We start from the raw sequence: 26415 nt of genomic DNA on the forward strand, positions 1-26415 counted from the left end.
ATGTCGTCCTGCCTTAGGGAGTGCAGACACTGGCTTCGGATTTCAGGTCGCAGGTGTTGACCGCTCGAACGGAATAGCTTTCCGCTGCATCAGCATCGGGGATCGTGACCGTCATCTCGGCAAGCGGGGCGTTCGGGGTGTCGTGATAAGAGATGCCCTGAAACAGGTAGTGTCCGAACGTGGCCTGCGGCGTTTCCGGCAGCGCCGCGATCGGCTCGCCATCGTGTTCGATGACGAAGCCCTTGAGTCCACTCTCCAGGTCAGCTGTGGCGGTCCAGGTCAACGTCAGTGACTGATCATCGTTCCGTTGACCCCGGACATTGGCAGGCGGCGGTGGTGGAGTCCGATCGTCGGCGAGGCCCGCGTGGAGGTATCCTTCCAGGCGACGAGACATTTCTCCGTGCCATTGATCCAGCGCAGCAACCGCTGGACGCAATTGATCGGCTGGGTCGGTCGGCAGCCGATGTTCGAGCCAGAAGTCGAAAAACGGAATCGCCAGAAAACGCGAACCGCCGCACTCATGGCTCGTATTCGGATCAGCCGCAAACTCGAAAAATGTGGCTCCCTGTTCCTGATACGCCTTCTGCATCGCCAATAGTCCTGTCCACGCCGCCTGAAAGCGTTCATGGTCTCTCTCTTTGACTCCCGGATTGGCCATCATGGGGATCCGGTAAGCGGCATCCGGAATGTTGGGGACTTCAATATCGCCTTTGGTCCAGTAGCCAAAGGCGGTTCCGGATCGAAACCAGATTGCCACGATTCGCTCGGGATGTTCGACCTGCATAAGCGACGACCAGAAGCCCCCGCCCGAATGCCCCCAGAGGCACCAGGGAGCGGTTTCAAGTTCGCGGTGTCCGGCCAGGTCTGAGAAATCTCCGAGAGCCTGAAGGAATCGCGCGCCCGAGCCGTTCCGGGGATCACACCAGAGGCGGCAGTTAATACCCTCTCGAGGTTCATAGGAGCTTCCCAGGAGTGCGCAGTCCCACTTCGCGGCCAGGGCCTGCCACTGCAGATCATCGGCTGCAGTCTGTCCGCCCACAGAGGCCCCGACTCCACAACCGTGTTGATGCACGATGACACCCCGGACCGTTTCGACGCCATCCGGAATCCACAGATAGTAGTCGACGGAAATCCGCAGGGCTCCCGGCGTAAGATCAGCCGGATAATGTGCCTGATAGATCGTCCCCTGATGAGACTTCCGCTGCGAAGTTTTCGTTTGGCGTTCCTGCTCGACCAGGGTTCTGATCTGCTCGTCGAGTTCGGCGGCTTTGTTTTTTGCCTCTTCGACCGGGAGCCCCGGTTTGACGCTCGGCCGCTTGTGTCCGACATCCGAGAGGTAAGCATCGTGCAAGATCCGTTGTTTGTGGTGGATCAGATCGAACAGCTGATCCGGGATTTCTGATCGTGAAGAGATATTCCACGCGGAAAGGATCTGATCAGCGATCATTCGATGTCCGACACGATTGCAGTGGACTCCATCCGGAGCCAGTGTGAAATCGGAGTCTTTCTTTCGCTCAGCCTGAGTGTAGGCATTCAGCGGCGTGTGCAGATCGATCACCATCTCAGCCCCGATTTTCGACTGCTGGAGCCAGTCGCTATACCGGGACAGGACGTTGTCGTAGCCCTCGAAAGGCGCGTAGTAGGCGTATTCCTCCGCACCAGCCGGTCGTGTCTTCTCTTTCACGGGATGGGAATCAAACGGAGGCGGCGTGAGAATAATCGCTTTCGCTCCGGCTGCGTGGGCCTTCTCGACAATGCTCCTGATCCCGGCCTGATACTCCTTGAAGCGGTCTTCGGCGAATGGGTAGTAGATCCCGTCGTTCATGCCGTAGCAGGCGACGACCACATCCGGCTTCAGCTTCTTCAGAGCCCGGTCAATCCGTTCATGAACGTCCGGCCGCGGAAACGGATGATCCGGTTCGCTCAGCCCGGTACAGGTCTCAGAGCTTAATCCCAGGTTGATCAACTCCGGTCGCGGCGACAGCCCCTGCAGTCGAAGTTCTGCTTCGACGTATGCGATGTAACCGCCGGCGTGAGTAATCGAATCTCCGAGGAACAGGATTCTCTCGGCGTCGAGAGGAAATGCGGGCGGGGCTTCTGCCCGCGCAGATGAAGCGGACGTTGAAACGCAGAGCATCAGCAACAGGCGGAGCGTCTTCATAGGGATCCTCGCAAAGCGTTAGAGTGGCGGTCGCACTCTGCGAGGATAATGCAATCGATCTGGGGACGAAAGCGGCCCGGCCGATGCTGTCAGCTGGCGACCGGAAGATCGGACGTCGATTCGCCAATCGGCTCGACATCGACCGAGACCTTCAGATTGTGAGAGCCTGAACCGATCACGACCCCCTTTACGGGAGCGACGTCGGCATAGTCTCGGCCCCAGGCGACGGTAATGTGTTCCTCACCAAGAAAACAGTTGTTGGTCGGATCGCAGTCAATCCACCCGAGTGGACCGCAGAAGACGCTGATCCAGGCGTGGGAGGCATCGGCTCCACGAAGTCGCGGACGCCCCTCTGGCGGACGCGTACGGATGTAACCGCTAACGTAGCGCGCCGGCAAATCAACCGCCCGGCACAGCGCAATGGCCAGATGCGAAAAATCCTGGCAGACACCTCGCTTCTTCTTGAAGATGTCGCTGGTAGGCGTACTCACCGTGGTCGCTTCGGAGTCGAACTTGTATTCGCTGGCGAAGTACGCCAGAAGTCTTTTCAGGCCGATCAGAACGGGCTCGCCATCGGGAAACAACTGGCGAGCCGCAGGTTGAATCAGTTCGGCGAGATCGTCGACGCGAGGAGAAGCGGCCTGCATCTCCCGGGTATGGAAATCATATGGGCATGGTTCCTGACAGACCGAAGCGACAATCTGATCCCAGGGGGGGGATGCCTCCGGAGCCGGCAGGACCGGTTTCCTGACGTCGACGCGGCTCGATGCATGAATCTCAAGATGTTCATAGCCACGTTCGAACGACAGGAAGTGAACGGTGTTCCCATAGTAATCACTGCGCCGATCAAACGTCGTGGTCGGCGGGTCGGTCGTCAGACGAGTGTGTTCGCACGTCTGGTTCGGCGTTTGTCGAGGCGTCAGATAGACCTGATTCATGCCGATCGAAACGCGATCTTCCGTATCGAAACGGGTGATATGTGTGACGCGGTATCTCATGCGCTCTTTCGAGTTCGGAAAACTCAAACCTGCTGGTGGAATTCGGCCAGGACAAAGAAGGTCGATGTCAGCTGGTTGGAGATGACATTAATCCGTTCATCCAGTGAATTGAGGAGTTCTTCGAGAGGCGGACGATAGTCGGACCAGTTCGGCTGCCGGTCTGATGTCGGCAACAGCGATTGTACCTTAAACCGCAATTCGCGCACGCTGCCCCACTCCGGTGGAACAAGAGGCCGTCGTTTGTCCTTATAAGGCAGTTCGGCCAGTAGACGCCGCAGTTCGTTGAACTGGAATACGAGTGCATGTGGGTTGCTTGAATCGGTCACGAGCAGATCGAAAGCCGGGAGGACCGCGAAGTTCGCTCGATATCGGGATCGATACGTCATGATGCTGTTGCAGACATCGAGCAGCGTGACCAGCGGAAGGACATCGCGTTCGTCGAGATCCTTCAGAAAGTGACGAAGGGTCAACCCAAGTTGACGAGATCGTTCCAGCGTCCGTCCGATCAGCAGGAAGTGCCGGGTCGGCCCGTGAACGAGTCCATCGGAGATCTGACCGGACAGCGCGGAAATCTGGAGCATCAATGAATTCATCAGATTCTGAACGTCGCTCAGAGTCATGTCCTGAGAGGGCCGGATCGTTTGCCGCATCTGTTGAATCGCTCGCCAGAAGTCGTCCGTCATTCGGTCACGAACGAGGGAGGCGATCCGGATCACCTGTTCGCAGAGGTCTCTGAAATTGCCTGGCGCTTCCTGACCGCAAACAATCTTCGGCCACAACGATTCGATATGTTCGCGCGCCGGGAAGAAATCATCGAGACAGAGCGACTCTTCAACCACGCCCTGCTCCGCCAGACAGGAGATCATGGGAAAGACATCGAACATGGCCTGCTGTCCCGACTCGCTGAGCATCCGCTCGGTTGTTTTGCGAATCAGGCGACCTGCGAATTCGAGTCGTTCCAGATAGCGTCCCAGCCAGTACAGGTTATCGGCGGCACGGCTCGGGAGGCGATTGTTGGCGCGCTGAAGCTTGGGCGGTTCCTGGATACGTGCCAGAAGCGAGACGGCGGGAACAGGCTTATTGGAGCAAATCCAGACATCTTTACTGCACTGACCGGCTGAAATGGAAAGCGGCATCGGTTCGGGAGATGTCTCGACGCGAATCAGGCCACCGTTCATCACATCAAAGGTCTCATCTTTGCGGACGGCGAACGTCCTGAGGGCGAGATACCCCGGACGAAAGTGCTTGCCGATCCAGCACGGAGCCGCCGACCGGACAATCTTCTCCTGTGCAACATATTGCCACGGGCGGGCTTTCAGTGTCTGCAGCAGCTGGTCTCGCTGCTGCTCCTTCAAATCACTGATAACGTATTCCTGTCCTCCGGAATGCGAAAAGGCCGGCTTCACGACAAGCGAGTCGAATTGGGAGAGAACATGTTCGAAGGCGTCTTTCTGGCCGCACCACCAGGTGGCGATCGAGGGCATGAGTAACTCTTCGCCGAGCAAGTGTCGACAAAGGGCCGGCAGGAACGGCATGAAGACCGGAGAATCGAGCAGTCCGAATTCCGGACCGTTCAGCATCACCACGTTTCGGTGTCGCATCGCGCTGAGCAGTCCGGCGATTCCGTTAGGGGAATATCCACCCACTTCGAGCGGGTCGATGTTCTGGTCGACATATCGGCGGATAATCACATCGACCGGCACAAGACCCGTCAAGGTTTTCAGCCAGACATGGTTCTTCCGCACGGTCAGGTCGTCCGCTTCGACAAGCGTATAGCCGAGATAGCGGGCCAGGAAGACGTCCTCGAAGTAGAACGCCTGCGTCGGGCCCCCACTCAGAATGACGACGGCCGGATTCTGGCGGCGGTGCCGCGCGAGTTTCTTGATCGACTCGTGAAACTGCATGAAGAACGGTGCGAGCCGATGTACCTGACACTGCCGCAAAAACTGAGGCAGCGTCTTCGATAGGACGATGCGGTTCTCGAGCGTGTAGCTGATTCCAGCCGGAGCATTGGCTCGATCGGCCATCACCCACCAGTCTCCACTGGGGGATCGGGCAATTTCGCTGCCATAGAGAAGCAGACGCGAGCTGACGGGAGGCAGATTGTGGAATGCCCGCTGGAACTCGGGATTCTTGAAGATCAGATCCGTCGGCAGTAGTCCTTCGGAGAGAATCGTCTGGGCGCCGTACAGGTCGCGAACCGCCAGATCGATGAGTCTGGCTCGCTGAGAAATCCCGGCATGCACTCGATCCCAGTCTTCCGCTGCGAACATCGCTGGAAGCAGATCGATTTCCCAGGGACGAAGGGAACGACGGTCCTGATCGAAGCCGGTGATATTGACACCGTTCTCAAGCAGGAACTGATTCGCGGACAGCTGACGCGTTGCTAACTCGTCATTGCTCAGTTCGTTCAGAGAATCAATTAACCGGTGCCATTGCGGCTGAATCGTTCCGTCGGCTGTCCGGAATTCATCAAAGGCATCCGGAGGGCCAACATACGAGAGCAGCCGTTCCATGGTGGAGCCTGTTGCAACATGCGAGATCATTCACGAGCGCCTTGGCGAATTTCGACGGAAGCTTCCCTGTACCATCGGGACGCGAATGCATGAGATCTCATGCCGAATGGGGAAATCCAGCCGCGTCCCGCCGGCGTGGTAACGGGATTCTATGTTGCCTTCTGCCGGAGATCGAGCGTGAATGGATAATGGGGATTCCGAGAAGTTTCGACCAGCTGCACGCGTCCCGGCGTATGACCGAAACGGAAGAAACGACAGGCCCGTCGGCTCTCGGCTTCCAGCGCATTGACCGGGAAGCTTGAAGGATTCAGGCCGCCGGCGTTTTCGATGTGGTACCGGCACCCGCCAATCGATCGCATCCGGGCACGGTCCACGATGTCGAAGACCAGCGGAACGTGCACCGGGATCGTGGGATGCAGACAGTTCGGCGGCTGCCAGGCTCGATAACGAACTCCAGCCACGTATTCGCCCGCGATCTCAGTCGGATGCATCGGAAGCGTTCGACCGTTGCACGTGACGACGTAATGGTCTGAAAACGCTCCGCTCACCTTGATCTGCAACCGTTCCAGCGAAGAGTCGACATATCGGGTCGTTCCGCTGCCGCTGGCCTGTTCGCCGAGGACATACCACGGTTCAATTGCCTGACGGATTTCCAGGTGATACCCGTCATAGGTGACGTCGCCCACAAGCGGGCAGCGAAATTCGATGTGCGGGATGAACCATTCATATTCCATCGGAATTCCGGCCTCCCGAAGATCGTCAATCACCATGCGGAAGTCGGACATCAGGTAATAGGGCAACATGAACTGATCGTGAAGGCGGGTTCCCCAGTCGATCAGCTCTTCCTTGTATGGCTTGTCCCAGAACGCGGCGACGAAGGCCCGCAGCAGCAGTTGCTGGGTCAGGCTCATCTGAGAATGAGGGGGCATCTCGAAGGCCCGAAATTCCAGCAGACCGAGACGACCAGTCGATGAGTCGGGCGAATAAAGCTTATCGATACAGAATTCCGCCCGGTGCGTATTGCCGGTCAGGTCGGTCAGCAAGTGACGGAAAATGCGATCGACCAGCCAGGCCGGACGGTTCTGTTCAGCTTCGAGCGTGTCGAGTGCGATCTGCATTTCATAGATCGCGTCCCGTCGGCTCTCGTCCATTCGCGGTGCCTGACTGGTGGGCCCAATGAACATTCCGGAAAACAGGTACGACAGCGAAGGATGATTGTTCCAGTATCGGATCATGCTGCCGAGCAGATCCGGCCTCCGCAGAAACGGACTCTGATCGGGCGTCGGCCCTCCCATGACAACGTGATTCCCGCCGCCGGTTCCGGCGTGACGGCCATCGAGCTGGAATTTTTCGGTCCCCAGCCGACAGAGGTGAGCTTCCTCATAGATGGCGGTTGTAATGTCGACCAGTTCCCGCCAGTCGCTCGCCGGCTGCACGTTCACTTCGATGACGCCGGGATCCGGGGTCACCTTGATGGTCTCGATTCGAGGGTCGTTTGGCGGAAGATAGCCTTCAAAAACGACCGGCACGTCGAGTGTCTGAGCCGTGGCTTCGACCGCCGTGGTCAAATCGAGATAGTCTTCCAGGGTGCCCACCGGCGGCATGAAGATATGAATCCGTCCGTCTCGCGGTTCCAGGCAGAGAGCCGTTCGCACCTCGTTTCCGGTTGCGGCCTGAGACGTCGCTTCCCGGGCGATGATCTGCTCCAGAGTTTCCTCGGGACTGCCTCCGCGGCCACGCCGCTGAAACTGCGTCTGGACTTCTTCCATTTCCAGATGGGTTTGCTGCACGGCGTTTCGCAGTTCAACGTAGCTCGGAAGTCGATCCCGAGGGGCGAAGGGATCAATTTCGTAGACGCTCGGTCGCGGATCGTCCGGTTTGCTGCTGACCGGCAGGGAAGCGATTGGGAGTCGCAATCCCATGGGAGAATCACCGGGGATCAGAAACAGCTTGGGACCCCGGAACGGCCAGGGCCCGCTTTGCCACTTCGCGTTTGCCTGCCACCAGGCTCGTTTCAGGGGGAGAACGAATCCGACAGGTTGCGTCACGCCCCGATCGAGGGCCCGCGCAAGTTTGAAGCGTTCCTCGGCTTTATCCAGATCAAACTTCCGCGGGTCGACATTGACTGGGAGCTTCTGCTCCTCATGAATCACGTTCCAGACATCTTCATAAGCCGGACGAACATAGCGGGATTCGACGCCGATATGCTCGCACAATGTTTCGATAAACTCCGCGGCAACGCCTACATCTGCTTTCGTGCTCGTCTTGGAAGTGGCGAACAGTTCCGGATCCTCACAGACCGGTTCTCCATCCGTGCGCCACATGCACGTCAGTGCCCAGCGGGGGAGCGGTTCTCCCGGGTACCATTTCCCCTGACCGAAGTGCAGCATTCCCCCTGCTCCGAAGCGATCGCGCAGGCGGAGGAGCAACTCTTCGGAAAGACGGTACTTGTCGGGACCGACGGCGGCGATTGTCCATTCATCGCCTTCCATGTCATCGATGGAGACGAACGTCGGCTCGCCCCCCATCGTGAGATTGACCTCATTCTTCTGCAGGGTCTCTTCGACTTGATCACCGACGCGGAGAATCTGTTCCCACTGCGTGTCGGTGTACGGTTTGGTGACGCGGGGATCTTCGTGAACCCGTTCGATCCGCATCTCGAAATCGAATTCGACTTCACACTTGCCAATCGCACCTTCAATCGGGGCGGCGGTCGTTGGAAGTGGCGTGCACGCCAGTGGGATATGACCTTCCGAGACGAGCAGCCCGGATGTCGGATCGAGCCCGACCCACCCTGCTCCAGGCAGAAAGACTTCGGTCCACGCATGCAAGTCGGTGAAATCCTTCTCCGGCCCACTCGGTCCATCGAGTGATCGGACATCAGGAGCCAGCTGAATCAGGTAACCCGAAACAAACCGGGTGGCGAAGCCGCAATGACGGAGAATCTGCATCAGCAGCCAGGCGGAATCGCGGCAGGAGCCCGAGCGATTCGTCAGCGTTTCTTCGCACGTCTGGACGCCGGGCTCCATTCGAATCAGGTACTTGATGTCCTGCTGCAGCTGCTGATTGACAGCGACGAGAAAATCGATTGTTCGACGGGGCGTGTAGTCAATCGCCTCGAGGTAGTCCACTAACGCCGAGCCTCGTTCGCGAATCGCCAGGAACGGTGCCAGATCGGCTTTCAGATGTTCGTCATACTCGAACGGGAAGTCGGCTGCAGACTCTTCAATGAAGAAGTCGAACGGATTGATGACCGACATCTCAACCGTAAGGTCCACGGTGACACTGAGATGGTCTGTTGCACTGTGAAAGTTGTAACGGGCCAGAAAGTTGCTGTGTGGATCCTGCAGCCAGTTGACGAAGTGATCCTCTGGTTCGACGACCAGTGAATAGGATTTCACGGGCGTGCGACAATGAGGAGCAGGCCGCAATCGGACGGTTTGAGGACCGAGAACGACCCGACGATCGTAGGTATACCGGGTCTGATGGTGGAGCGCCACGCGAATGCTCATTGAGGTCGTCTCGAGAGTAGGCGGATCATAGCGGAATACGCCGGCTTCGCTGGAAGCCGGTCTCTTCACGCGAAGGTTGTTTCATTCAGACGACGTATTGGGATTGCGACTGATGCATCGACGGTCGCGTCGTGTTGCCGTAAAACGCCTGATGGATGGCAACTCCCAGTTCGTTCAGCTGGCACTGGAACGAATCGATGTATTCGTGCAGACCATTGTTGACGATGTCATCGACGGAGATGTAATCCATATTCGTCTTCATGCGACCGAGCAACTGTTCGGCCGGATTGGAGAAGACATACGGCGGTGCCCCGGAAAGGAAGCGCAGCGCCATATCGGCATTTACCAGGCAGTAGTGCAAAGCTCGCGGGAAGAACCGGTCGAGGACAAGAAACGCAACGACTTTCTTTGGCTCGATCCGACCATGCGTTCGCCGATACATCTGCAGTGCCGAAGTAGAATTCAGTAGGGCGGCCCACTGGACGATGTCGAGATTGCCGCCGACATCCTGCACGCGAGGAAGCAGGATATAATATTTGACGTCAAGGATTCGCGATGTTTTGTCGGCTCGTTCGATCAGTCGTCCGAGTCGGCTGATGTTGTAGGCTTCCCCGTGGGAGAGCGTCAGCTCGGCAGCTCCCTCGATGAGCTGAGAACGATCTTTGACGATATCCAGCAGCTTCTGGGGATTGGCATACGTGCAGGCATCCCGGGGATAGGCGTGGATCATCAAATAGAACTTGTTGATCGCCTGCCAGATGGGAATCGAGAGATTGTCGCGAATGCAGCGGGCATTCTCTCGGGCGGCATCGAGGCAGGAGATGATCGAGTTCGGATTCCTGCTGTCGAGGGTGAGAAACTGGACCACGTTCTCCTGAGTGTACTTTTTGCCGTACAGCTCCTTGAAGCGGTCATTGTCACCCGTCGTCAGGATGAGTGGTTCCCACTGAGTGGATATCGAACGTTGAAAGCCGAGGGTAAGCTTCTGGTTGACGTCAATGAATCGGGCGACGTTGTCGGCCCGTTCAATGTAGCGGCTCATCCAGAAGATCGAGTCAGCAACGCGACTGAGCATGTCTGTTGTTCTCTCTGTCTTTCGCTTGTTTCAGGATCAGCCAAGGACCCAGGTATCTTTGCTTCCGCCGCCCTGCGAGGAATTGACGATCATGGAGTTCTTTACCAGCGCGACTCGCGTCAGTCCGCCGGGAAGGACGTACATATCGGCTGCGTCGAGTCCCCCCAGAAGGACAAACGGTCTCAGGTCGACGTGTCGCGGCTCAACACCGTCCGGGCACATTGTCGGTACTGTCGAGAGCTGCAGCATCGGTTGGGCAATATAATTGCGCGGATCAGCCTTGATCTGCGCCCGGCATTCTTCGAGTTCCTTCTTTGAGGCCCGCGGCCCCAGAACGATGCCATAGCCGCCCGCTTCGTTGGTTGGCTTGACCACCAGGCTTTCGAGGTTCTTCAGCACGTGCTCCCGCTGCTTGGGATCGGAGCAGACATACGTCGGGACGTTCTGAAGAATGGGATCTTCACCTGTGTAATACTTGATGATTTCCGGTACGTAAGCGTAGATGGCTTTGTCATCGGCAACGCCTGTTCCTGGAGCGTTGGCCAGTGTCACGTGCCCGAGACGATGAGCTTCCATCAGCCCCGCCACACCAATCACCGAATCGTCCCGGAATGTAAGAGGATCCAGAAACGTGTCGTCGATTCGCCGATAGATGACATCGACTTTGCGGAGGCCCCGAATCGTTTTGGTGTAGACGTAAGTGTCGATGACAACCAGGTCTGGTCCCTGAACCAGTTCGATTCCCATCTGTTGAGCAAGGAAGGAATGCTCAAAATACGCCGAGTTGAAGATGCCAGGCGTGAGCAGCACGGCGACCGGCATGTCGACGCCATCAGGAGCGGTGGCGAGAAGCGTATCGAGCAGTCGTTCGGGATAATCTTCCACGGATGCCACGGACTGTCCGTTGAAGACTTCGGGAAGCACCCGTTTCATGACCTCACGGTTCTCAAGCACGTAAGACACGCCTGAGGGGCAGCGAAGGTTGTCTTCAAGCACATAGATCTCGCCATCCTCATGACGGATCAGATCGGTGCCGGTGATGTGCGTCCAGACTCCCTTGGGAGGCCGATGCCCGACGCATTCCTTCCGGAACGTGGCCGCGGTTTGAATCATCTCGCGGGGGATGATTCCGTCGTTCAGGATCTTCTGTTCGTTATAGATATCGTCGACAAACAGATTGAGAGCGAAGATTCGCTGACGCAGGCCACGATCGATGTGCTGCCATTCTTCATGCCCAACGACCCGAGGGAGGAGATCGAACGGCCAGACTTTTTCGTTGCCGTCCTGATGTCCGTAAACGGCGAACGTGATTCCGAGGTCGCGAAGCCTTTCGTCAGTGACGAGCTGGCGTTCGATGATTTCATCGTAGCCGAGGTTCGTCAAAGCGAGCGAAACCGTGGGAAAGCGAGACTCATGAGCCTTGGTGAGAAGTTCATCAAAGCAAGGTGGTACAGGGTAGTCAGAAAACATTCGGCAACCGCTCTTCGTTGGTGTAGGGACGGGCGTGCGTCGTTCCTCAAGTCCAGTTCATCTGCAGCAGCAAATCTGAGACCGTTCGCTTTCAGGCGGCGTTCTTAGGGGGCGTGACTCCTCTGTAACAACGTGGTTGTAGGTCTTTTACGCAGTACTGCTTTATTTGTTTGCAGCGTTGGCCGCGGTCTGTTCCGTGGGACGGATCACAATTCGCGGGGACAGGACGGACGATCGTTTCTGGTAATTGGCGATGCCTATCAGTTTAGCCTCTTCGGTAAGCAGCGCCATCTCCAATCCGTCCGGAAGTTTCTCGGAGGGGACAGGGATCTTCCGACCATTGGCCGCCCAGATCGCCTCTCGCGACGAACAGGTGTAAGCGGGAAGCTCGCGAACAGCTTCAATCGGGTGAAGCAGATAGTCTTCCCAGGTGTCCCGTTCCAGGTCTTCCAGCCGAACCGCCTCAGCCAATGTGAAACGTCCGATGGCCTCGCGGGAAAGATCGGTCATCACGGCTCCGCAACCGGCCAGTTCACCCACATCGCGTCCCAGCGATCGGACATAGGTCCCTGAACCACATTGAATTAACGCCTGCCATTCCCGGCCCCGGCAATTGAGCAGGTCGAAGCGATCGATCCGGACGGTCTTGGCTGTCAGCTCGAAATCTTCTCCCTGCCGGGCCAGGTCATAGGCTCGCTTCCCCTGCACCATGACGGCGGAGAATTTCGGCGGAACTTGTGTGATCTCGCCGCGAAACTGAGCGAGTAGAGAGCGAAGTTCGTCCGGTGTGGGTGGAACGGCGTCCGGGACCTGTTCGAGTTCGCCTTCGACATCATCGGTATTACTGCGGACACCAAACCGAAATGAGGCCCGGTAGGTTTTGGCCATTCGCTGAATATAAGGAACCAGTCGAGTGGCATTGTTCAGGCAGATAACCAGGACGCCCGTGGCCAGCGGATCAAGCGTGCCGGCGTGACCACAGCGACGAATTCCAGTCACGCGGCGAACGCGATCGACCACATCTCGCGACGTGGGACCGGTCGGTTTATTGATGACAAGTAGTCCGGGAGCATTCATCGCTTAAGCAACCTGAGTTGAGAGCTGCCGGCAGACCTGTTCCGGGCAGACGAGAGTACGAATTTCAGCAGCCAGGAAGAGAGAACCCGTGGCGACGACCACTCCTTCCGCGGGAGTCGACTGCAGCGCTTCCGCCAGAGCCGTGCGAGGATCAGCGAACGTCAACGATTCGCCACGATGGGATTCACGGAGGCAGCCAAGCAGTTGAGCAGCCGGGAGTCCGCGTTCGTTCCCCCCGTACTGGGTCACGATGACACGATCGGTGTCCGGAATCGATCGGCACATTGTCGCGTAATCTTTATCTTTAGAGACCGCTACCAGGAATGTAACCGGTCGTCCGGGAAAGACGGCGTGGACAGTCGTGATCAGGTTTTCGAACGACGACGGATTGTGGGCGGCATCAGCAATCAGCAGCGGTCGATCCTGGAGAATCTCGAATCGCAACGGCAGTGCAATGTCACGGACAGCTTTTTGAGTCGCTTCAGTATTGAACGTGTATCCCCGTTTGCGCAGCTCGCGAATGCAGCCGAGCGCCAGAGCGATATTGTTACCGTAAACACGTCCGGGCTTCCGGAACACGACTTCCAGCCGTTCCTCGGCTCCCTCTCGACCAGCCTCGGAAAGCGGATAGAAGACGAGCTTCTGTTGCCGTTCGGCTTCCGTCCACGGGCTTTCCACGTCGAACGCGAAGTCGGTGTGGAGTTCCGTATAGGGGCAGTCGAGATCACGGGCTTTGTTCCGAAACAGCTCTCGGACCGCCGGTGTCTCTGCAGAAGTCACGACAGGAACTCCACGTTTGATGATGCCGGCTTTCTCAGCGGCGATCTGCTCGACAGTCGAGCCGAGCAGACGCGTATGATCGAGCGAAATGCTGGAAATTGCCGAGACGAGTGGAGAACACAGGTTCGTCGAATCGAGCCGCCCGCCGAGACCGACTTCCAGTACAACCAGGTCGACCTGTTCTTCCGTGAAATGCTGCCACGCGATCGCAGTGATGAATTCAAAGAACGTGGGCATCATTCCGCTGGCGGATTCTGGCAGGCTGTCGACATAGTCCGCCATTCGCTGGACGAGCCCGATGAATCGAAGCGTGGAAACCATCTGCCCATTAACGACGAACCGCTCCTCGATGTTGTTCATGTGAGGGGACGTAAACAACCCGACTTTATAGCCGGCTTCCTGTGCGATCGCGGCGACGAGGGCCGCCGTGGTCCCCTTCCCTTTGGTGCCAGCGATGTGCACAGCCGGAATTCGATCCTGCGGATTGCCCAATGCTTCGAGAAGACGCCGCATCCGTTCGAGTTTGAAGTCGGATGCCCCGTACTGGTTCGAACCCAGCCGCTCGTAGTTGACCCGACCATACAGCCAGGCGACGGCATCCTCATACGTATTGATCATCTCTCAGTCCTGAACCTCAGCAGCGAGGGGGCCGGCAATTTCCACTGTGATCGACTGCCATTGATGCAATCTCTCACCAGGTGACGTCTCCCAAACGCGACCTCTCTGTTGCCGTCACGTTGATATTAGCACAAATCGAAACGCTGGCGAGTACACGCTCGGTAATCCTTAAAAATACGGAGTGCGCGGGCGAATACAGCCAGGATTTCGACCTACGTTTGCGGCGATGGCCGAATTGCATCCGTCACCCCTCCCGCAGTTCCGCGATGCAGCTTCTTCATTCACGACGGCCAGGTCGCTTCTGACTTCAATTCAGAAAAGAGAGGGACGACATGTCCACACTTCGAGCTATTGAGTTCCCACTCGAAACGTTCCCCGCGAATTCCGAAGCTCGCTCGTCTGAATCGCCGCGAACCGGGGCCTGGATCAGACGTTCTGTCCTGTTGGATCGCCGAAACGTCGCCCGCAGCCCGGCTGCCTTCGACGTCGAGGTGACTCCCGTCAATGAACTCCTCGTGGCCCAGAGCTCCCCGATCGAGGGGACCATTCTCAATTTCTCGCAGGGCGGCCTCTGTCTCGAACATGCCGACCTGATCGTCGAGCCCTACGTTCGGCTGGATTGGGTGGTGAACGATGTTCATCACAATGCGATCGTCAAGCTGCGGTGGTGCCGGGCCCTGGGGGCGGACCGTTACCTGAGCGGCGGTCGCGTCATCGGCATCAGCTGAGCACTCACTCTTTGCGCGTCCCTCCGGTTGGATCCCCGGCCGCTCTGGTTTTCTGGACTGTGTTCAGGAGATTAACGAGCCGGGGATCTTTGCCGAAGTCGAAGACCGGATTCACCGGACGGATAGCCTGAAACTCCGCCGGCGACTGTTCAGCAATCTCATCCAGATCCGGATCGAAATCAATAATCACGTTCTTGCGGATCAGTTCGTAATCAGGCGGATGATCCCATTCTCCCTGAGCAGGAAACTGTTCCAGGTCCTCCCAGCTCTGTGGCCAGCGTCCCTCATGAACTTTCAGGTATTCCCCGACCACGTAGAACATCCGCCGCACCGCCTGGTTTTGGACATCGACTCCGTTATTCCAGCGATATCGGGCAGCGAACAGGCTCAACCCCACTGCCAGGACGAGGCAGATCGTGAGGATGACCTTATTGCGAAAGTCGCCCTGCGGCGTCTGTTTCAGGATCGGGTTCTCAGCAGGCAATGGTCCGGACTTCCTCGACGGCGGTTATGGGAATGACATTTCACGCTTCGGTCTGATTATAGACGATAGAACTGTCGAGACATCTCTCCAGCGACATTTCGGCGAACTTCAGAAAACGCAGGACGCCGTTGCACACCCTGGTGAAGCCTGTCTGGCAGCTGCCGGATGACCACAAGGCATTCCCGGTTCTTGTATTCGCGGTCGTCGATGCGTTACAATTTCAGGTCCCGCCTTCGTCCTTTGCCCCACGATTTCCAGCAGGATCTCCCTGAACGATGGATCTTCTTCGCTACGCAACCCTCGGTCTGATGCTCGTCTCCGTTTCCACGGCTCGAGCTGCTGACATCGATTTTAACCGTGATATTCGACCGGTTCTGTCCGACAAATGCTTTCTTTGTCATGGGCCCGATGAGACGACCCGGGAAGTCGGTTTGCGTCTGGATGTCCGCGAGAATGCTGTGGAGTATGGGGCGCTTGTTCCAGGGGATGCCGCCGCCAGTGCGATCATCGAACGGATTACATCGACCGATCCCGATCTCGTTATGCCTCCGCCCTCGACGGACAAGACGATGACACCTGCCGAGGTCGCAAAGATGCGGCAGTGGATCGAACAGGGGGCTGAGTACGACCAGCACTGGGCATTCGTGCCTCCCGAACGGCCCGAACTCCCTGAGGTCGAAAACGAAGCTCTCGTTCACAGCCCGATTGACCGGTTCGTCCTTGCGCGGCTCGAGAAGGAAGGAATGTCCTTCAGCTCCCAAGCCGACCGCTCGACGATGATTCGCCGATTGTATCTCGACCTGACTGGACTACCTCCCACGCTCGCCGCGCAGCATCGCTGGCAGAACGAACCAGCCGCTGACTGGGACGCAAAACTTGTCGAGCACTTGCTCGCCTCTCCTCATTATGGAGAGCACTGGGCCCGCTGGTGGCTCGATGCGGCCCGCTATGCCGATTCCGATGGTTACGAAAAGGACAAACAGCGGAGCGTCTGGTTCTACCGCGACTGGGTGATTGATGCCCTCAACAGTAATAAGCCCTACAACGAGTTTGTCATCGAGCAGATCGCTGGTGATCTCATTCCGGGAGCCGATCAGCAGAGCCGGATCGCGACCGGCTTCCTGCGGAACTCAATGATTAACGAAGAAGGCGGAGCCGATCCGGAGCAGTTCCGCGTTGAAGGCATGTTCGACCGGATGGACGCAATCGGCAAGTCGATCCTCGGCCTCACGACCCAGTGCGCTCAGTGTCACACGCATAAATACGACCCGTTGCAGCAGAGCGAATACTATCAAATGTTCGCGGCCATTAACGGGTTTCATGAAGCGATTACGACCGTCTACACGCCCGAGCAGCAGGAAGAGCGTAAACAGATTCACGCTCGCATGGCTTCGCTCGAGGAACAGGTCAAGAACCGCTATCCCGAGTGGAAGCAGGAACTCAAGGAATGGGAGAAGCACCTTGCTGAACAGCAGGTCGACTGGCAGACCGTTGTGCCGACCGAGATTCCCTTTGAGGGACAGAAGTTCCGCATCCTCGATGATGGATCGGTATTGAGCGAGAGTTTCGCGCCGGCGAAGTCGACCGTTGTTCTGGGCACGACGTTGCCCGCTCAGGAGATCAAAGCAGTAAGGCTCGATCTGCTGACTCATCCCCAGTTGCCGCACAACGGACCTGGCCGTTCCCTATATGGCACGGGAGCACTGACCGAGTTTGAAGTGAACGTGACGCCGAAAGGCGAAAAGGTTCGGAAGGTCAAGTTCGTTCGAGCGATGGCCGATTTCAACCCGGCAGAATCCCACTTGCCGGACGCCTTCCGCGAGAACGACGCCGAGAACGATCACCGGGTTACCGGACCGATTGAATATGCGATCGATGGCGAGAAGAAAACAGCCTGGACGACCGACATCGATCCCGGCCGACGCAATCAGGACATGCACGCGATCTTCGTTCCCGAGGAGCCGCTGAACTTCGATCAGGAGTTCGAGCTCAGCTGGCGACTGGTGCAGACTCACGGCGGTTCCAACTCCGACGACAACGATTCCTACATCATGGGACGCTATCGCTTCTCGGTGTCGGATCAAGACATTCCTGGCGAGCAGACAATTCCGTCACCGGTGGAAGCGGTGCTGGCCGTCCCCGTAGAAGAACGGACTCCTCAGCAGTGGACCACACTCCTTCACCATTGGCGTAAGACCCGACCCGAACTGGCCGGGGTGAACGCCGAGTTCGAGGAACTCTGGAAATCCTACCCAGCGGGTCATTCTCAGCTGACCGCTCAGGAAATGGGCGAGGGACGCGAGACCTTTGTCATGGAACGGGGCGACTTTCTCAGCCCCGGGGACCAAGTCACTCCCGGTGCTCCGTCGTTCCTGAATCCATTCCAGGATACCGAAGCTCCGGATCGGCTCGACTTTGCCCGCTGGCTTGTCTCCCGCGATTCGCCGACGACCGCTCGCGCGCTCGTGAACCGAATCTGGCAGGCTTATTTTGAGAACGGAATCGTCTCGACACCGGAAGATCTCGGGTCGCAGTCGCCGCCACCTTCGCATCCGCTGCTCATCGACTGGCTCGCGGTCGAGTTCATGGAAAGTGGATGGGATCTCAAGCATCTTCATCGACTGATCGTCACATCGAATACGTATCGTCAGACCTCATCCGCATCTGAGCAGCGTCGTCAGAAAGACCCCGTCAATACACTGCTCTCGCGTGGAGCCCGCTTCCGTGTCGATGCCGAGATTGTCCGCGATATCGCTCTGACCGCCAGTGGGCTGCTCAATCCGGAACTGGGAGGCGAAAGCATCTATCCCCCTGCTCCGGAGTTTCTCTTTCAGCCTCCCGCCAGCTATGGCCCCAAGAACTGGCCGCTCTCCCCGGTTGAGCAACAGCGTCGCCGAAGTCTCTATGTGCATAAATACCGTTCCGTCCCCTACCCGCCGCTGCAGGTGTTCGACATCCCCAAGGGGGACGCCGCCTGTGTTCGCAGAACGCGCAGCAATACGCCGCTGCAGGCTCTCGTGCTGCTGAATGAACCTCAGTTCGTCTCGTTTGCCCAGGCGCTGACGAAACGGCTCCTCGACGAAAGCAATGGGACCGATGCCGATCGTATTCAATATGGTTATCGACTTGCGTTGAGCCGCGAGGCATCTCCGGAAGAAGTGGAGATCCTGACGGAGCTGCTTAACGCCCAGCGGGAGCGGATTGCTGCTGACGAACTCAAACTCGATCTGCTCGTTGACGACGAATTCTGTCGGACCGAAGTGCAACGGTCTGAGTTCGCTGCCTGGCTGATTGTCGCCCGGACGCTGCTGAACCTCGACGAAACCATTACCCGTCAGTAAGACACGAATCAAAGCCGTTCCTGAAGCCATCAGGTGTCATCATGCAAAATTACGAATCGATCTCTCAACGGAACAGTATTGCCCGCCGCTGGTTTCTCCAGCAGTGTGGCATCGGTCTGGGCGGAATCGCTCTGTCCGATCTGCTGGCTGATTCCGCACAGGCCGCGAATGCCTCGGCTGATCCGCTGGCTCCGAAGAAGCCGCATTACCCCGCGAAGGCGAAGAACGTCATCCTGCTGTTTATGGGAGGCGGGCCGAGTCAGTTCGAGATGTTCGACTACAAGCCGACGCTCGAAAAGCTGGATGGGACGTTGCCCCCTGCTGACCTGCTCAAAGGCTATCGAGCGGCCTTCATCAACCCGAACTCCAAACTGCTCGGGCCAAAGTATCCGTTCTCAAAGCACGGCGAGTCGGGGGCGGAGCTCTCTGATCAGCTGCCGCATCTGGCGAAGGTTGCCGATGACATCTGCATTATCCGCTCGATGAAGACCGATGCCTTCAACCATGCTCCCGGTCAACTCCTGATGAGCACCGGCTCGCAGCAGTTCGGTCGTCCCAGTATGGGGTCCTGGGTCACTTATGGTCTGGGGAGCGAATCGCGGAATCTGCCCGCCTACATTGTGTTCAACAGCGGGAAGAAAGGTCCCAGTGCCGGAGCCGGGAACTGGAGTAGCGGCTTTCTGCCAACCGTTCACACCGGGGTCGAGTTTCGAACCAGCGGCGATCCCGTGCTCTATCTTTCCAACCCCCCCGGCGTCGACGATACGATGCAGCGGGCGACTCTGGATGCGGTCAATACGTTGAACCGCCGGCAACTTGATGTTGTGGGCGATCCTGAAATCGCGACTCGCGTCAGCTCCTACGAGATGGCATTTCGCATGCAGGCGACTGCTCCGGAAGCTATGAATCTGGCGAGTGAGCCGAAACATGTGCTCGATATGTACGGAGCCGAACCGAATAAGGCCTCGTTCGCCAACAACTGTCTGCTCGCGCGACGTCTCGTCCAGCGCGGAGTCCGTTTCGTCCAGTTGTTTCACGAATCCTGGGATCAGCACGGCGGACTGACAAAAGGAATCGCTGATAACTGCAAAGACACCGATCAGGCCGCCGCGGCACTTGTCGCCGATTTGAAGCAGCAGGGCCTGCTCGATGAAACTCTCGTCATCTGGGGAGGCGAATTCGGCCGGACTCCCATGGTTCAGGGCGGCAACGATGGTCGCGACCATCACCCGAACTCGTTCAGCATGTGGCTCGCCGGAGGCGGGATCAAGCCCGGAATGACGTACGGGGCCACAGATGAGCTGGGCTTTAATGTGGGTGAGAATCCGGTGCATGTCCACGACCTGCACGCCACGATTCTGCAGCTGCTGGGGTTTGACCACAAGCGGCTCACATTCCGGCTGCAGGGCCGCGATTTCCGATTGACCGATGTGCACGGGAATGTGGTGAAAGAGATCCTCGCCTGACCCGATCAGGTGGAGTGCGGGGCTTCTAACGGCCGAAGAGAGGAGCTGAGGCTTTCATCGGCTACGAGGTCAACATATAATCATGGCCTTATGTTCTGGGCCCGCGCTCCGTATTGAATCACGACTTGCACCAACATCCATTCGCAGAGGAGCTTTTGATGAGTTCGCAGAATTCCCGTCGCGACTTTCTCAAAATGACGACCGCCGCCGCTGCCGGCGCAACAATGCCCTACTGGTTCACCAGCGCAGCCCGCTCGAACTACGTGGCTGCCAACGAACGCCCTGTTCTGGGGTGTATCGGCACTGGTTCCCGCTGGGGCGCAGTCGGTCCGCAGGCCATGAAGTTCAGCGACTGTGCCGCCGTCTGTGATGTGGACGCAAATCATGCCGGAGCCGGAAAAGAACGTGTGCAGAAGGAACAGGGCAGCGATCGCATGGTCGATGTCTACGAAGACTATCGCAAGATCATCGAGCGGGACGATATCGACATCGTCACCATCGTTACGCCGGACCACTGGCATACCAAGATCGCCATCGAAGCCATGCAGGCCGGCAAAGACGTCTACTGCGAAAAGCCGCTCACACTGACGATTGAAGAAGGTCGTCAGATCATCAAGGCGCTCGATCAGACCAAAGCCGTCTTTCAGGTTGGAACCCAGCAGCGAACGGAAATGGGACAGCGGTTCCTCAAAGCCGTAGCGATCATCAAGGAAGGTCGCATCGGTCAGTTGAAAGAGGTGACCTGCGCGATCGGAGGAGTCGGTGCCAGCGGACCGATTCCTGTGGCCGAGGTGCCGAAGGGACTCAACTGGGAAATGTGGCTCGGACAGGCTCCGCTCGTCGATTATCGATTCAAAGAAACGAGTGGACGCTGGAACGCCTCGAACTGTCATTACGAATTCCGCTGGTGGTACGAATACTCTGGCGGCAAAATGACCGACTGGGGGGCCCATCATATCGACATCGCTCAGTGGGCCATCGAGCAACAGGATCCGAAAGCCCGCCTGGCAGCCATCGAGCCAATCGAGGCTGTGCACGATGTTGAACTCAAAGACGGAATGCCAGTTCAGGATGACCGCTACAACGTTGCGCTCCAGTTCACGGTGAAAACCCGCTTCAACAACGGCGTGATTCTCAATATCCGTGAAAAGGCTGAAGACCTTGGGTTCGACAACGGCATCATGTTCGAAGGAACCGAAGGCCGGCTGTTCGTGAATCGCGGCAAACTCGCCGGGGCTCCAGTCGAGGAGCTGTCGAGCAATCCACTACCTGAAGATGCCATCGAAAAGATCTACGGCAGCAAGCCCACTTCACACATGGAGAACTTCTTCAACTGCGTGAAGTCTCGCGAGCTTCCGATCTCCGATGTCTATTCGCATCATCGAGCCATGACGACCTGTCACCTGGCGAATATCGCGATCCGTCTCGATCGCTCCCTGAACTGGGATGCCGAGAACGAACAGATCGTCGGCGACGAACAGGCCAACAACTGGCAGTCGCGCGAACAGCGGAAGGGCTACGAGATCAAAGTCTGAGCCGTTCCCCGATGATTAAACTAGCCGTGTGTCGATGGAAATCGCCGCACGGCTTTTTTTAGTGTCCGGCGATGGTTTGCCTGCATCTACTGTGGCGGGAAACAGTACCGCTTTCGACCGTACCAGAGTTCTTCTTCGTGAATCTCACGAAACGGCCAGAGATGCCACTGCACCGGTGCCCCGCCTTGCGACAGGGAAAAATTCAACGTCACACGCCAGAGGCTTTTTCCGAGCGGATCCTGCGGGTGCAATTCGATGCAGTTGAACTGAGGTCGCTCGGGGTATCTCCTCGCCGCGTACACGTCGGCGACGTCATGACGTGCGAACAGAAGGAGCGAGAACGCGATCGCGATTGCCGCGAATAGAGTTCCAATGAGAAACGGTCTCGTCCGCGATTTTTTGATCAAAGGCTTTCTCCTTCGTTGTCGGGATCGCTCATCGACGACGTTTGTACCGAATCAGACAGCCGATTGGCGGAGTCTCGGCAGGCACAGGGCTGTTTCCCCGCAGCACCGCTTCGACCGCATTCTCGACGTAACGAGTCTCTACCTCAGCGGCGTTCGTGCTGTCGTCGAACGCCCCCATGTAGACGATCTTTCGGTCCTGATCGAGAACAAAGCACTCGGGCGTTCGCAGCGCTCCCAATGCTTTGCCGGTCTGTTGCGATTCATCGAACAGATAAATGAAGTTGAAGCCCTGTTCTTCGTCACGCTCCTTTATCTTCTCCAGCGAATCGGACGGAACGAGATTACAGTTGATCGCCACGAGCTGTACGCGCTGGTCGCTGCCCCACTTTTCTTCGAATGCTTTGAGCCGCTCTTCGTAGTCGAGCGCGTAGGGGCAACTATTGCAGGTGAAGACGATGACCAGTGCCCTCGCGTCTTCAAAGTCAGAGGAGGAATAGGTCTTCCCGTCCGTAGCCGGGAGGGACTCGAAGCCCGCGAACTGATCTCCGATACTCCGGTCCGGATTGTACTTGCCCGCTTCGCTCTGGAGCGGAAAAGCACAGCAGAGCAGAATCAGAGCGAATGAAAGCCGAATCGACATAATCACCTCAATAAAAGCGGCATCACACAGTTGCTGACTGAGCACCATCAAGGCAGCTCAAAACTCCATTTTCAGAAGCGGCTCGGATGTGTCATTCTTCGTCAGCCGTGCGGCCTTCGAAATCTCGAGTGGCATCGGCGATGATTTTACGAGCCGCTTCCACATCATTTTCGAAGACGAGCACTTGCGGCGAGGCGTGCCAGCCGACGACTTCAGCGTAGCCTCCAGCGGTGTTCGAACCAGCCATGTGAGCCCGGATCCCCTGCGCCTCCAGGGCATTGATGATCAGTTGAGCTTCCGAGGCGTCGGTGGCTCGATAGGCCTCGACAATTCGCTGGTCGAGGCGATGAAGGTCGTTGTCGGAAAACGGTTCGGTCATGGAATCACCTGAGAAATAGGGGCATCCGCCTCCGTGGGAGAAGGGGAAGGGACTTCAATACAGATCAGCTCTTCCCGGCGGGCATTCCCGGAACCGATTCCAACTCGGAGAAACAGCTGATTGCCGACGATCGCCGGACTGGCATAGCAATCGGTTCCGAGTTTGTTGACAGCCACTTCCTGGTAGCTGCTCGGATCGGCTTTAAAAACGTAGGTGTCTCCCTGCAAATTGGAGACGAGAATATGATCTCCGCAGGCGACCGGCGACGCCGAGAATCCGCCCTGCAGTCGCTCTTTCCAGAGCTCCTGACCATCGGTCTGGTTCCAGCAGCAGGCGATCCCGTTGTCTGTTACGCCGTAGAGATAACCATCGAGTGCGATTAGCGACGGCTCGTACAAACTCGTTCGGGAAGACCACAGTAGTTGACCCGCTGGCGAAAACGCCACGGTCTGCTTCTGAGGGAATCCGCCGCTGGCGAAGATGGCATCCGCTGAAGTGACGACCGTGCCGCACGTCGCTTCGGCCGTCCCCAGGGTCTGCCACAGCTGTTCACCCGATCTCGGATCGTAACTGGTCACGTAGCCCGTTCCCGGAATCAAAAGCTGATCCCTTCCTCCAACGGAGGCCACGGTGGGAGATGAATAAGAACTCACCGCGGCGCGTTCAATCCGCCAGGCGATCCCGCCAGTTTCGTGATCAAGAGCAGCCAGGTAGCCTCCCCCCTGATTGTCTGCGGCGAAGATGACAAGCGAATGATAAAGCACCGGCGAAGGGGCGTAGCCGAACTTCGAGTTGAATGCTCCGAGTTCCTGCGTCCAGTCGAGGTCTCCTGTGGCCGCATCGAGTCCGTAGGCAAGAACCTTGTCGTGATGCAGAAATGCTCCGAAAACACGCTCGCCATCGCAGGCGACCGTGCCGTTGGCGTGGGTGCTCTTGGAATGCATCTGCCCGGCCGGAGGGAAACCCCCTTCGCTGATGATTGTCTTCCAGAGTTGCTCCCCACTCTCGCGGTCGTAAGCCAGAATCGATTGCTGATCAGGTTGATCAGTGGCGGTCGCGAGGTAGATACGATCTTCGACGACTGTCGGTGAACTGTGTCCGCGTCCCGGCACGGGCACACGCCAGCGGATCGCCTGGTCCTCTCCCCAGCTCGTGGGAACACTGCAATTCACGGCGACACCGTTGTGATCAAGTCCCCGCCAGCCCGGCCATTCGCCGTCGAGATGAGCAAGCGATCGCTCTGCAAACTCGACGCCCGACGTTTCCGGAGAAACAGTCTCGACCGGCGTCCGCTTTCCGCATCCGGCGAGCAGGATGAGCAGGCAAGCTGAGAGACTGAGTCGGCAGTGAGAACTCATCGCGCCCCTTTCGACGGAACGGCTGGTTTGATCTTCTGCTTCGCCACCCAGGCGAAGTGTCGCTGCAGTTCACCATCCGCAATCAATTGCTCGAAGGTCGGAAACTCTTTGGCGAGTGTCATTTCGTCGTGCCGATCGTGGATCCCGTTATGGCACAGTCGACAGATGCAGATGCCGCGATTCAGCTCCTCTTTGGTGTAATTCTTCTGGAAGTACGGCCGGCGATGCATCTTGCGGGGAATGAGATGATGAAATGTGAGCAGCGTCTCACGGTTGCAGCAGACACAATGTCCGTATTTTTTATGACGGGGCATCGTCAGCATGGGCGGCCTCATTGCGGAGGGCGAATTCAAATCGGGGGCGGATCCAGTTATCGTATTCTATCCATGAGTTTCTTCGTGGCGAACCGTTGTTCTGCTTTTTCAGGAGATCTGTTCCGATGAATCTACCTCTGTTGCTGTCGATTGCAGTCGCGTTTCTGCTCGGTCTTTCGACGTCCTTTTCCGCGGCAGGTTCTGAACGGCCCAATCTGCTCCTGATCACGGCTGACGATCTCGGTCTGCAACTCGGGTGTTACGGAGACAACGCCGCTCGCACACCGCATCTGGACAAGCTCGCCAAACGCAGTCGACTGTTTGAGAACGCCTATGTCGCGCAGGCTTCGTGCAGTCCTTCGCGAAGTGCCATGTTCACCGGACTCTACCCGCATGCGAACGGCCAGTACGGACTGCTCAACGCGGGGGTCGGGTTTCAGCTGCACGAATCGCTGCATTCGCAGACCCTCCCTGCCCTGCTGAAGCAGGCCGGTTATTCAACCGGCATTCTGGGCAAGTTGCATGTCGGGCCGGAAAACGTGTTCCCGTTCGATGTGCGGATTCGAAGCGACACGCGAGACGTGGTCGCCACCACGGAGAAAGCCGGCGACTTCTTTCGAAAGACGCAGCAGCCGTACTTCTTCATGGCGAACTTTTCCGATCCTCACGTCCACGGCCGAAGCCCCCGGCCCCCGAAGGAAGCGTTTCCGACACAGTATAAAGGCATTCCCCGGGAACCGCTGAAGGTCGGGCAAGTGCCCCCCTTCCCATTTCAGCGGCTCGATCATCCCGAAGAGATCGAACGCATCACTCAGTATTACAATGCCGTTTCTCGCTTCGATGAAGGCGTCGGCCTGCTGCTGGATCAGCTGGCGAAAGCGGGACACGCGGAGAATACGGTCGTGTTATTCGTATCGGATCATGGTCCTCCGTTCTTTCGGGGCAAGACCTCGTGCTACGAAGGAGGCGTGAAAGTGCCGATGCTCCTGCACTGGCCCGGCGTCTTTGATTCGGGAGACAGGACAGAGGCACTGGTGTCGACTGTCGATATCCTGCCGACCTTTCTTGAAGCAGCCGGGATCGAGAACTCGCGGAGCCTCCACGGGGACTCCCTGACGAAGACGGCTGGCGATGCGAACTGGCGGAAGACGCTCGCCACGGAATTCCACTATCATGGCAGCTCGCCGTTCTTCCCACGACGGACAATCCGCAATGAGCGGTTCAAGCTGATCCACAATTTACTCGCTGCAAAGAAGTCAGCGACTGAGAGAGTCGATGGCGATGCCGCCTACCAGCTGGCCATGGAGTCGGACGGTGTTTCCGACGCCACCCGCGCCGCCTTCGAACGGGCGGTGAACCCGCCGGAATTCGAACTCTACGATCTGCAGAATGATCCGTGGGAGTTCGATAATCTGGCCGAAGACAAGGACCATCAGGCCGTGCTCCGCCAGATGAAACAGGCTCTGGTCGACTGGCGGAAGACCACAGAGGATCCGCTGCTGACGGAGGACGGAATGAAACGCATCGGGAAGTTTGAACAGAGAAAGAAAAAGTAG

Annotated in this window: 19 protein-coding genes; 5 read left to right on the forward strand and 14 right to left on the reverse strand. The window is 57.7% G+C overall.

Annotated elements, in window-relative coordinates; all coding sequences use genetic code 11:
- Nucleotides 1–13: 13 nt before the first annotated feature.
- The 8 genes from L1A08_RS09650 to L1A08_RS09685 form a co-directional block, all read right to left on the reverse strand.
- A complete protein-coding gene (locus L1A08_RS09650) occupies nt 14–2161 on the reverse strand; it encodes an SGNH/GDSL hydrolase family protein (protein WP_238756131.1) in 2148 nt (715 codons plus the stop codon).
- Nucleotides 2162–2250: 89 nt separating this feature from the next.
- The gene (locus L1A08_RS09655) at nt 2251–3159 is read right to left on the reverse strand and encodes a transglutaminase family protein (protein ID WP_238756132.1); all 909 of its coding nucleotides are present in this window, start codon (nt 3157–3159) and stop codon (nt 2251–2253) included.
- Nucleotides 3160–3182: 23 nt separating this feature from the next.
- Entirely contained in the window at nt 3183–5705 is a 2523-nt protein-coding gene (locus L1A08_RS09660; RefSeq protein ID WP_238756133.1) for a circularly permuted type 2 ATP-grasp protein, read from the reverse strand.
- A gap of 119 nt (nt 5706–5824) precedes the next feature.
- Nucleotides 5825–9187: a transglutaminase family protein gene (locus L1A08_RS09665; protein ID WP_261362839.1), complete on the reverse strand. Its 3363-nt coding sequence runs from the start codon at nt 9185–9187 to the stop codon at nt 5825–5827.
- 85 nt (nt 9188–9272) lie between these two features.
- Entirely contained in the window at nt 9273–10262 is a 990-nt protein-coding gene (locus tag L1A08_RS09670) for an alpha-E domain-containing protein (RefSeq protein ID WP_238756135.1), read from the reverse strand.
- Nucleotides 10263–10298: 36 nt separating this feature from the next.
- A complete protein-coding gene (locus tag L1A08_RS09675; protein WP_238756136.1) occupies nt 10299–11732 on the reverse strand; it encodes a circularly permuted type 2 ATP-grasp protein in 1434 nt (477 codons plus the stop codon).
- Between the two features lie 162 nt (nt 11733–11894).
- Nucleotides 11895–12809, reverse strand: coding sequence for a tRNA pseudouridine(55) synthase TruB (gene truB / locus L1A08_RS09680; RefSeq protein ID WP_238756137.1), 915 nt, complete (start codon nt 12807–12809; stop codon nt 11895–11897).
- 3 nt (nt 12810–12812) lie between these two features.
- Nucleotides 12813–14207 (reverse strand): bifunctional folylpolyglutamate synthase/dihydrofolate synthase, encoded by a 1395-nt coding sequence (locus tag L1A08_RS09685; RefSeq protein ID WP_238756138.1) that lies wholly within the window; start codon nt 14205–14207, stop codon nt 12813–12815.
- A 332-nt stretch (nt 14208–14539) separates the two neighbouring features.
- Between L1A08_RS09685 and L1A08_RS09690 the strand changes: the two genes are divergently transcribed.
- Nucleotides 14540–14935, forward strand: coding sequence for a hypothetical protein (locus tag L1A08_RS09690; RefSeq protein WP_238756139.1), 396 nt, complete (start codon nt 14540–14542; stop codon nt 14933–14935).
- Nucleotides 14936–14939: 4 nt separating this feature from the next.
- On the opposite strand, the gene L1A08_RS09695 is transcribed toward L1A08_RS09690, so the two are convergent.
- Nucleotides 14940–15419: a hypothetical protein gene (locus L1A08_RS09695; RefSeq protein ID WP_238756140.1), complete on the reverse strand. Its 480-nt coding sequence runs from the start codon at nt 15417–15419 to the stop codon at nt 14940–14942.
- A 275-nt stretch (nt 15420–15694) separates the two neighbouring features.
- Between L1A08_RS09695 and L1A08_RS09700 the strand changes: the two genes are divergently transcribed.
- The 3 genes from L1A08_RS09700 to L1A08_RS09710 all read left to right on the forward strand — a co-directional run bounded on the left by L1A08_RS09700 (nt 15695) and on the right by L1A08_RS09710 (nt 21761).
- Entirely contained in the window at nt 15695–18760 is a 3066-nt protein-coding gene (locus tag L1A08_RS09700) for a PSD1 and planctomycete cytochrome C domain-containing protein (protein WP_238756141.1), read from the forward strand.
- A gap of 41 nt (nt 18761–18801) precedes the next feature.
- Nucleotides 18802–20226, forward strand: a complete 1425-nt coding sequence (locus L1A08_RS09705; protein ID WP_238756142.1) for a DUF1501 domain-containing protein — start codon at nt 18802–18804, stop codon at nt 20224–20226.
- A 158-nt stretch (nt 20227–20384) separates the two neighbouring features.
- A complete protein-coding gene (locus L1A08_RS09710; protein WP_238756143.1) occupies nt 20385–21761 on the forward strand; it encodes a Gfo/Idh/MocA family protein in 1377 nt (458 codons plus the stop codon).
- A gap of 86 nt (nt 21762–21847) precedes the next feature.
- Here the strand turns inward: L1A08_RS09710 and L1A08_RS09715 are convergent, their stop codons facing one another.
- From L1A08_RS09715 to L1A08_RS09735, 5 genes are all read right to left on the reverse strand, one after another.
- On the reverse strand, nt 21848–22168 hold the full coding sequence (locus L1A08_RS09715) for a hypothetical protein (protein ID WP_238756144.1): 321 nt from the start codon (nt 22166–22168) through the stop codon (nt 21848–21850).
- A gap of 28 nt (nt 22169–22196) precedes the next feature.
- The gene (locus L1A08_RS09720) at nt 22197–22808 is read right to left on the reverse strand and encodes a thioredoxin family protein (protein ID WP_238756145.1); all 612 of its coding nucleotides are present in this window, start codon (nt 22806–22808) and stop codon (nt 22197–22199) included.
- Between the two features lie 91 nt (nt 22809–22899).
- Nucleotides 22900–23187, reverse strand: coding sequence for a putative signal transducing protein (locus tag L1A08_RS09725; protein ID WP_238756146.1), 288 nt, complete (start codon nt 23185–23187; stop codon nt 22900–22902).
- On the reverse strand, nt 23184–24545 hold the full coding sequence (locus L1A08_RS09730) for an outer membrane protein assembly factor BamB family protein (RefSeq protein ID WP_238756147.1): 1362 nt from the start codon (nt 24543–24545) through the stop codon (nt 23184–23186). The genes L1A08_RS09725 and L1A08_RS09730 overlap by 4 nt, the downstream gene beginning before the upstream one ends.
- The gene (locus L1A08_RS09735; RefSeq protein WP_238756148.1) at nt 24542–24868 is read right to left on the reverse strand and encodes a hypothetical protein; all 327 of its coding nucleotides are present in this window, start codon (nt 24866–24868) and stop codon (nt 24542–24544) included. Before L1A08_RS09735 ends, L1A08_RS09730 begins: the two co-directional genes overlap by 4 nt.
- Before the next feature lie 116 nt (nt 24869–24984).
- Between L1A08_RS09735 and L1A08_RS09740 the strand changes: the two genes are divergently transcribed.
- Nucleotides 24985–26415, forward strand: coding sequence for a sulfatase family protein (locus L1A08_RS09740; protein ID WP_238756149.1), 1431 nt, complete (start codon nt 24985–24987; stop codon nt 26413–26415).

Origin of the sequence: Rubinisphaera margarita, assembly GCF_022267515.1 — a bacterium.
Classification (GTDB): Bacteria; Planctomycetota; Planctomycetia; order Planctomycetales; family Planctomycetaceae; genus Rubinisphaera; species Rubinisphaera margarita.

Excerpts from the sequence above, each read along its gene's own strand:
- L1A08_RS09650 (WP_238756131.1), bottom strand. The coding sequence starts at position 2,161 with ATGAAGACGCTCCGCCTGTTGCTGATGCTCTGCGTTTCAACGTCCGCT.
- L1A08_RS09655 (WP_238756132.1), bottom strand. The coding sequence starts at position 3,159 with ATGAGATACCGCGTCACACATATCACCCGTTTCGATACGGAAGATCGC.
- L1A08_RS09660 (WP_238756133.1), bottom strand. The coding sequence starts at position 5,705 with ATGATCTCGCATGTTGCAACAGGCTCCACCATGGAACGGCTGCTCTCG.
- L1A08_RS09665 (WP_261362839.1), bottom strand. The coding sequence starts at position 9,187 with ATGAGCATTCGCGTGGCGCTCCACCATCAGACCCGGTATACCTACGAT.
- L1A08_RS09670 (WP_238756135.1), bottom strand. The coding sequence starts at position 10,262 with ATGCTCAGTCGCGTTGCTGACTCGATCTTCTGGATGAGCCGCTACATT.
- L1A08_RS09675 (WP_238756136.1), bottom strand. The coding sequence starts at position 11,732 with ATGTTTTCTGACTACCCTGTACCACCTTGCTTTGATGAACTTCTCACC.
- truB (WP_238756137.1), bottom strand. The coding sequence starts at position 12,809 with ATGAATGCTCCCGGACTACTTGTCATCAATAAACCGACCGGTCCCACG.
- L1A08_RS09685 (WP_238756138.1), bottom strand. The coding sequence starts at position 14,207 with ATGATCAATACGTATGAGGATGCCGTCGCCTGGCTGTATGGTCGGGTC.
- L1A08_RS09690 (WP_238756139.1), top strand. The coding sequence starts at position 14,540 with ATGTCCACACTTCGAGCTATTGAGTTCCCACTCGAAACGTTCCCCGCG.
- L1A08_RS09700 (WP_238756141.1), top strand. The coding sequence starts at position 15,695 with ATGGATCTTCTTCGCTACGCAACCCTCGGTCTGATGCTCGTCTCCGTT.
- L1A08_RS09705 (WP_238756142.1), top strand. The coding sequence starts at position 18,802 with ATGCAAAATTACGAATCGATCTCTCAACGGAACAGTATTGCCCGCCGC.
- L1A08_RS09710 (WP_238756143.1), top strand. The coding sequence starts at position 20,385 with ATGAGTTCGCAGAATTCCCGTCGCGACTTTCTCAAAATGACGACCGCC.
- L1A08_RS09720 (WP_238756145.1), bottom strand. The coding sequence starts at position 22,808 with ATGTCGATTCGGCTTTCATTCGCTCTGATTCTGCTCTGCTGTGCTTTT.
- L1A08_RS09725 (WP_238756146.1), bottom strand. The coding sequence starts at position 23,187 with ATGACCGAACCGTTTTCCGACAACGACCTTCATCGCCTCGACCAGCGA.
- L1A08_RS09730 (WP_238756147.1), bottom strand. The coding sequence starts at position 24,545 with ATGAGTTCTCACTGCCGACTCAGTCTCTCAGCTTGCCTGCTCATCCTG.
- L1A08_RS09735 (WP_238756148.1), bottom strand. The coding sequence starts at position 24,868 with ATGCTGACGATGCCCCGTCATAAAAAATACGGACATTGTGTCTGCTGC.
- L1A08_RS09740 (WP_238756149.1), top strand. The coding sequence starts at position 24,985 with ATGAATCTACCTCTGTTGCTGTCGATTGCAGTCGCGTTTCTGCTCGGT.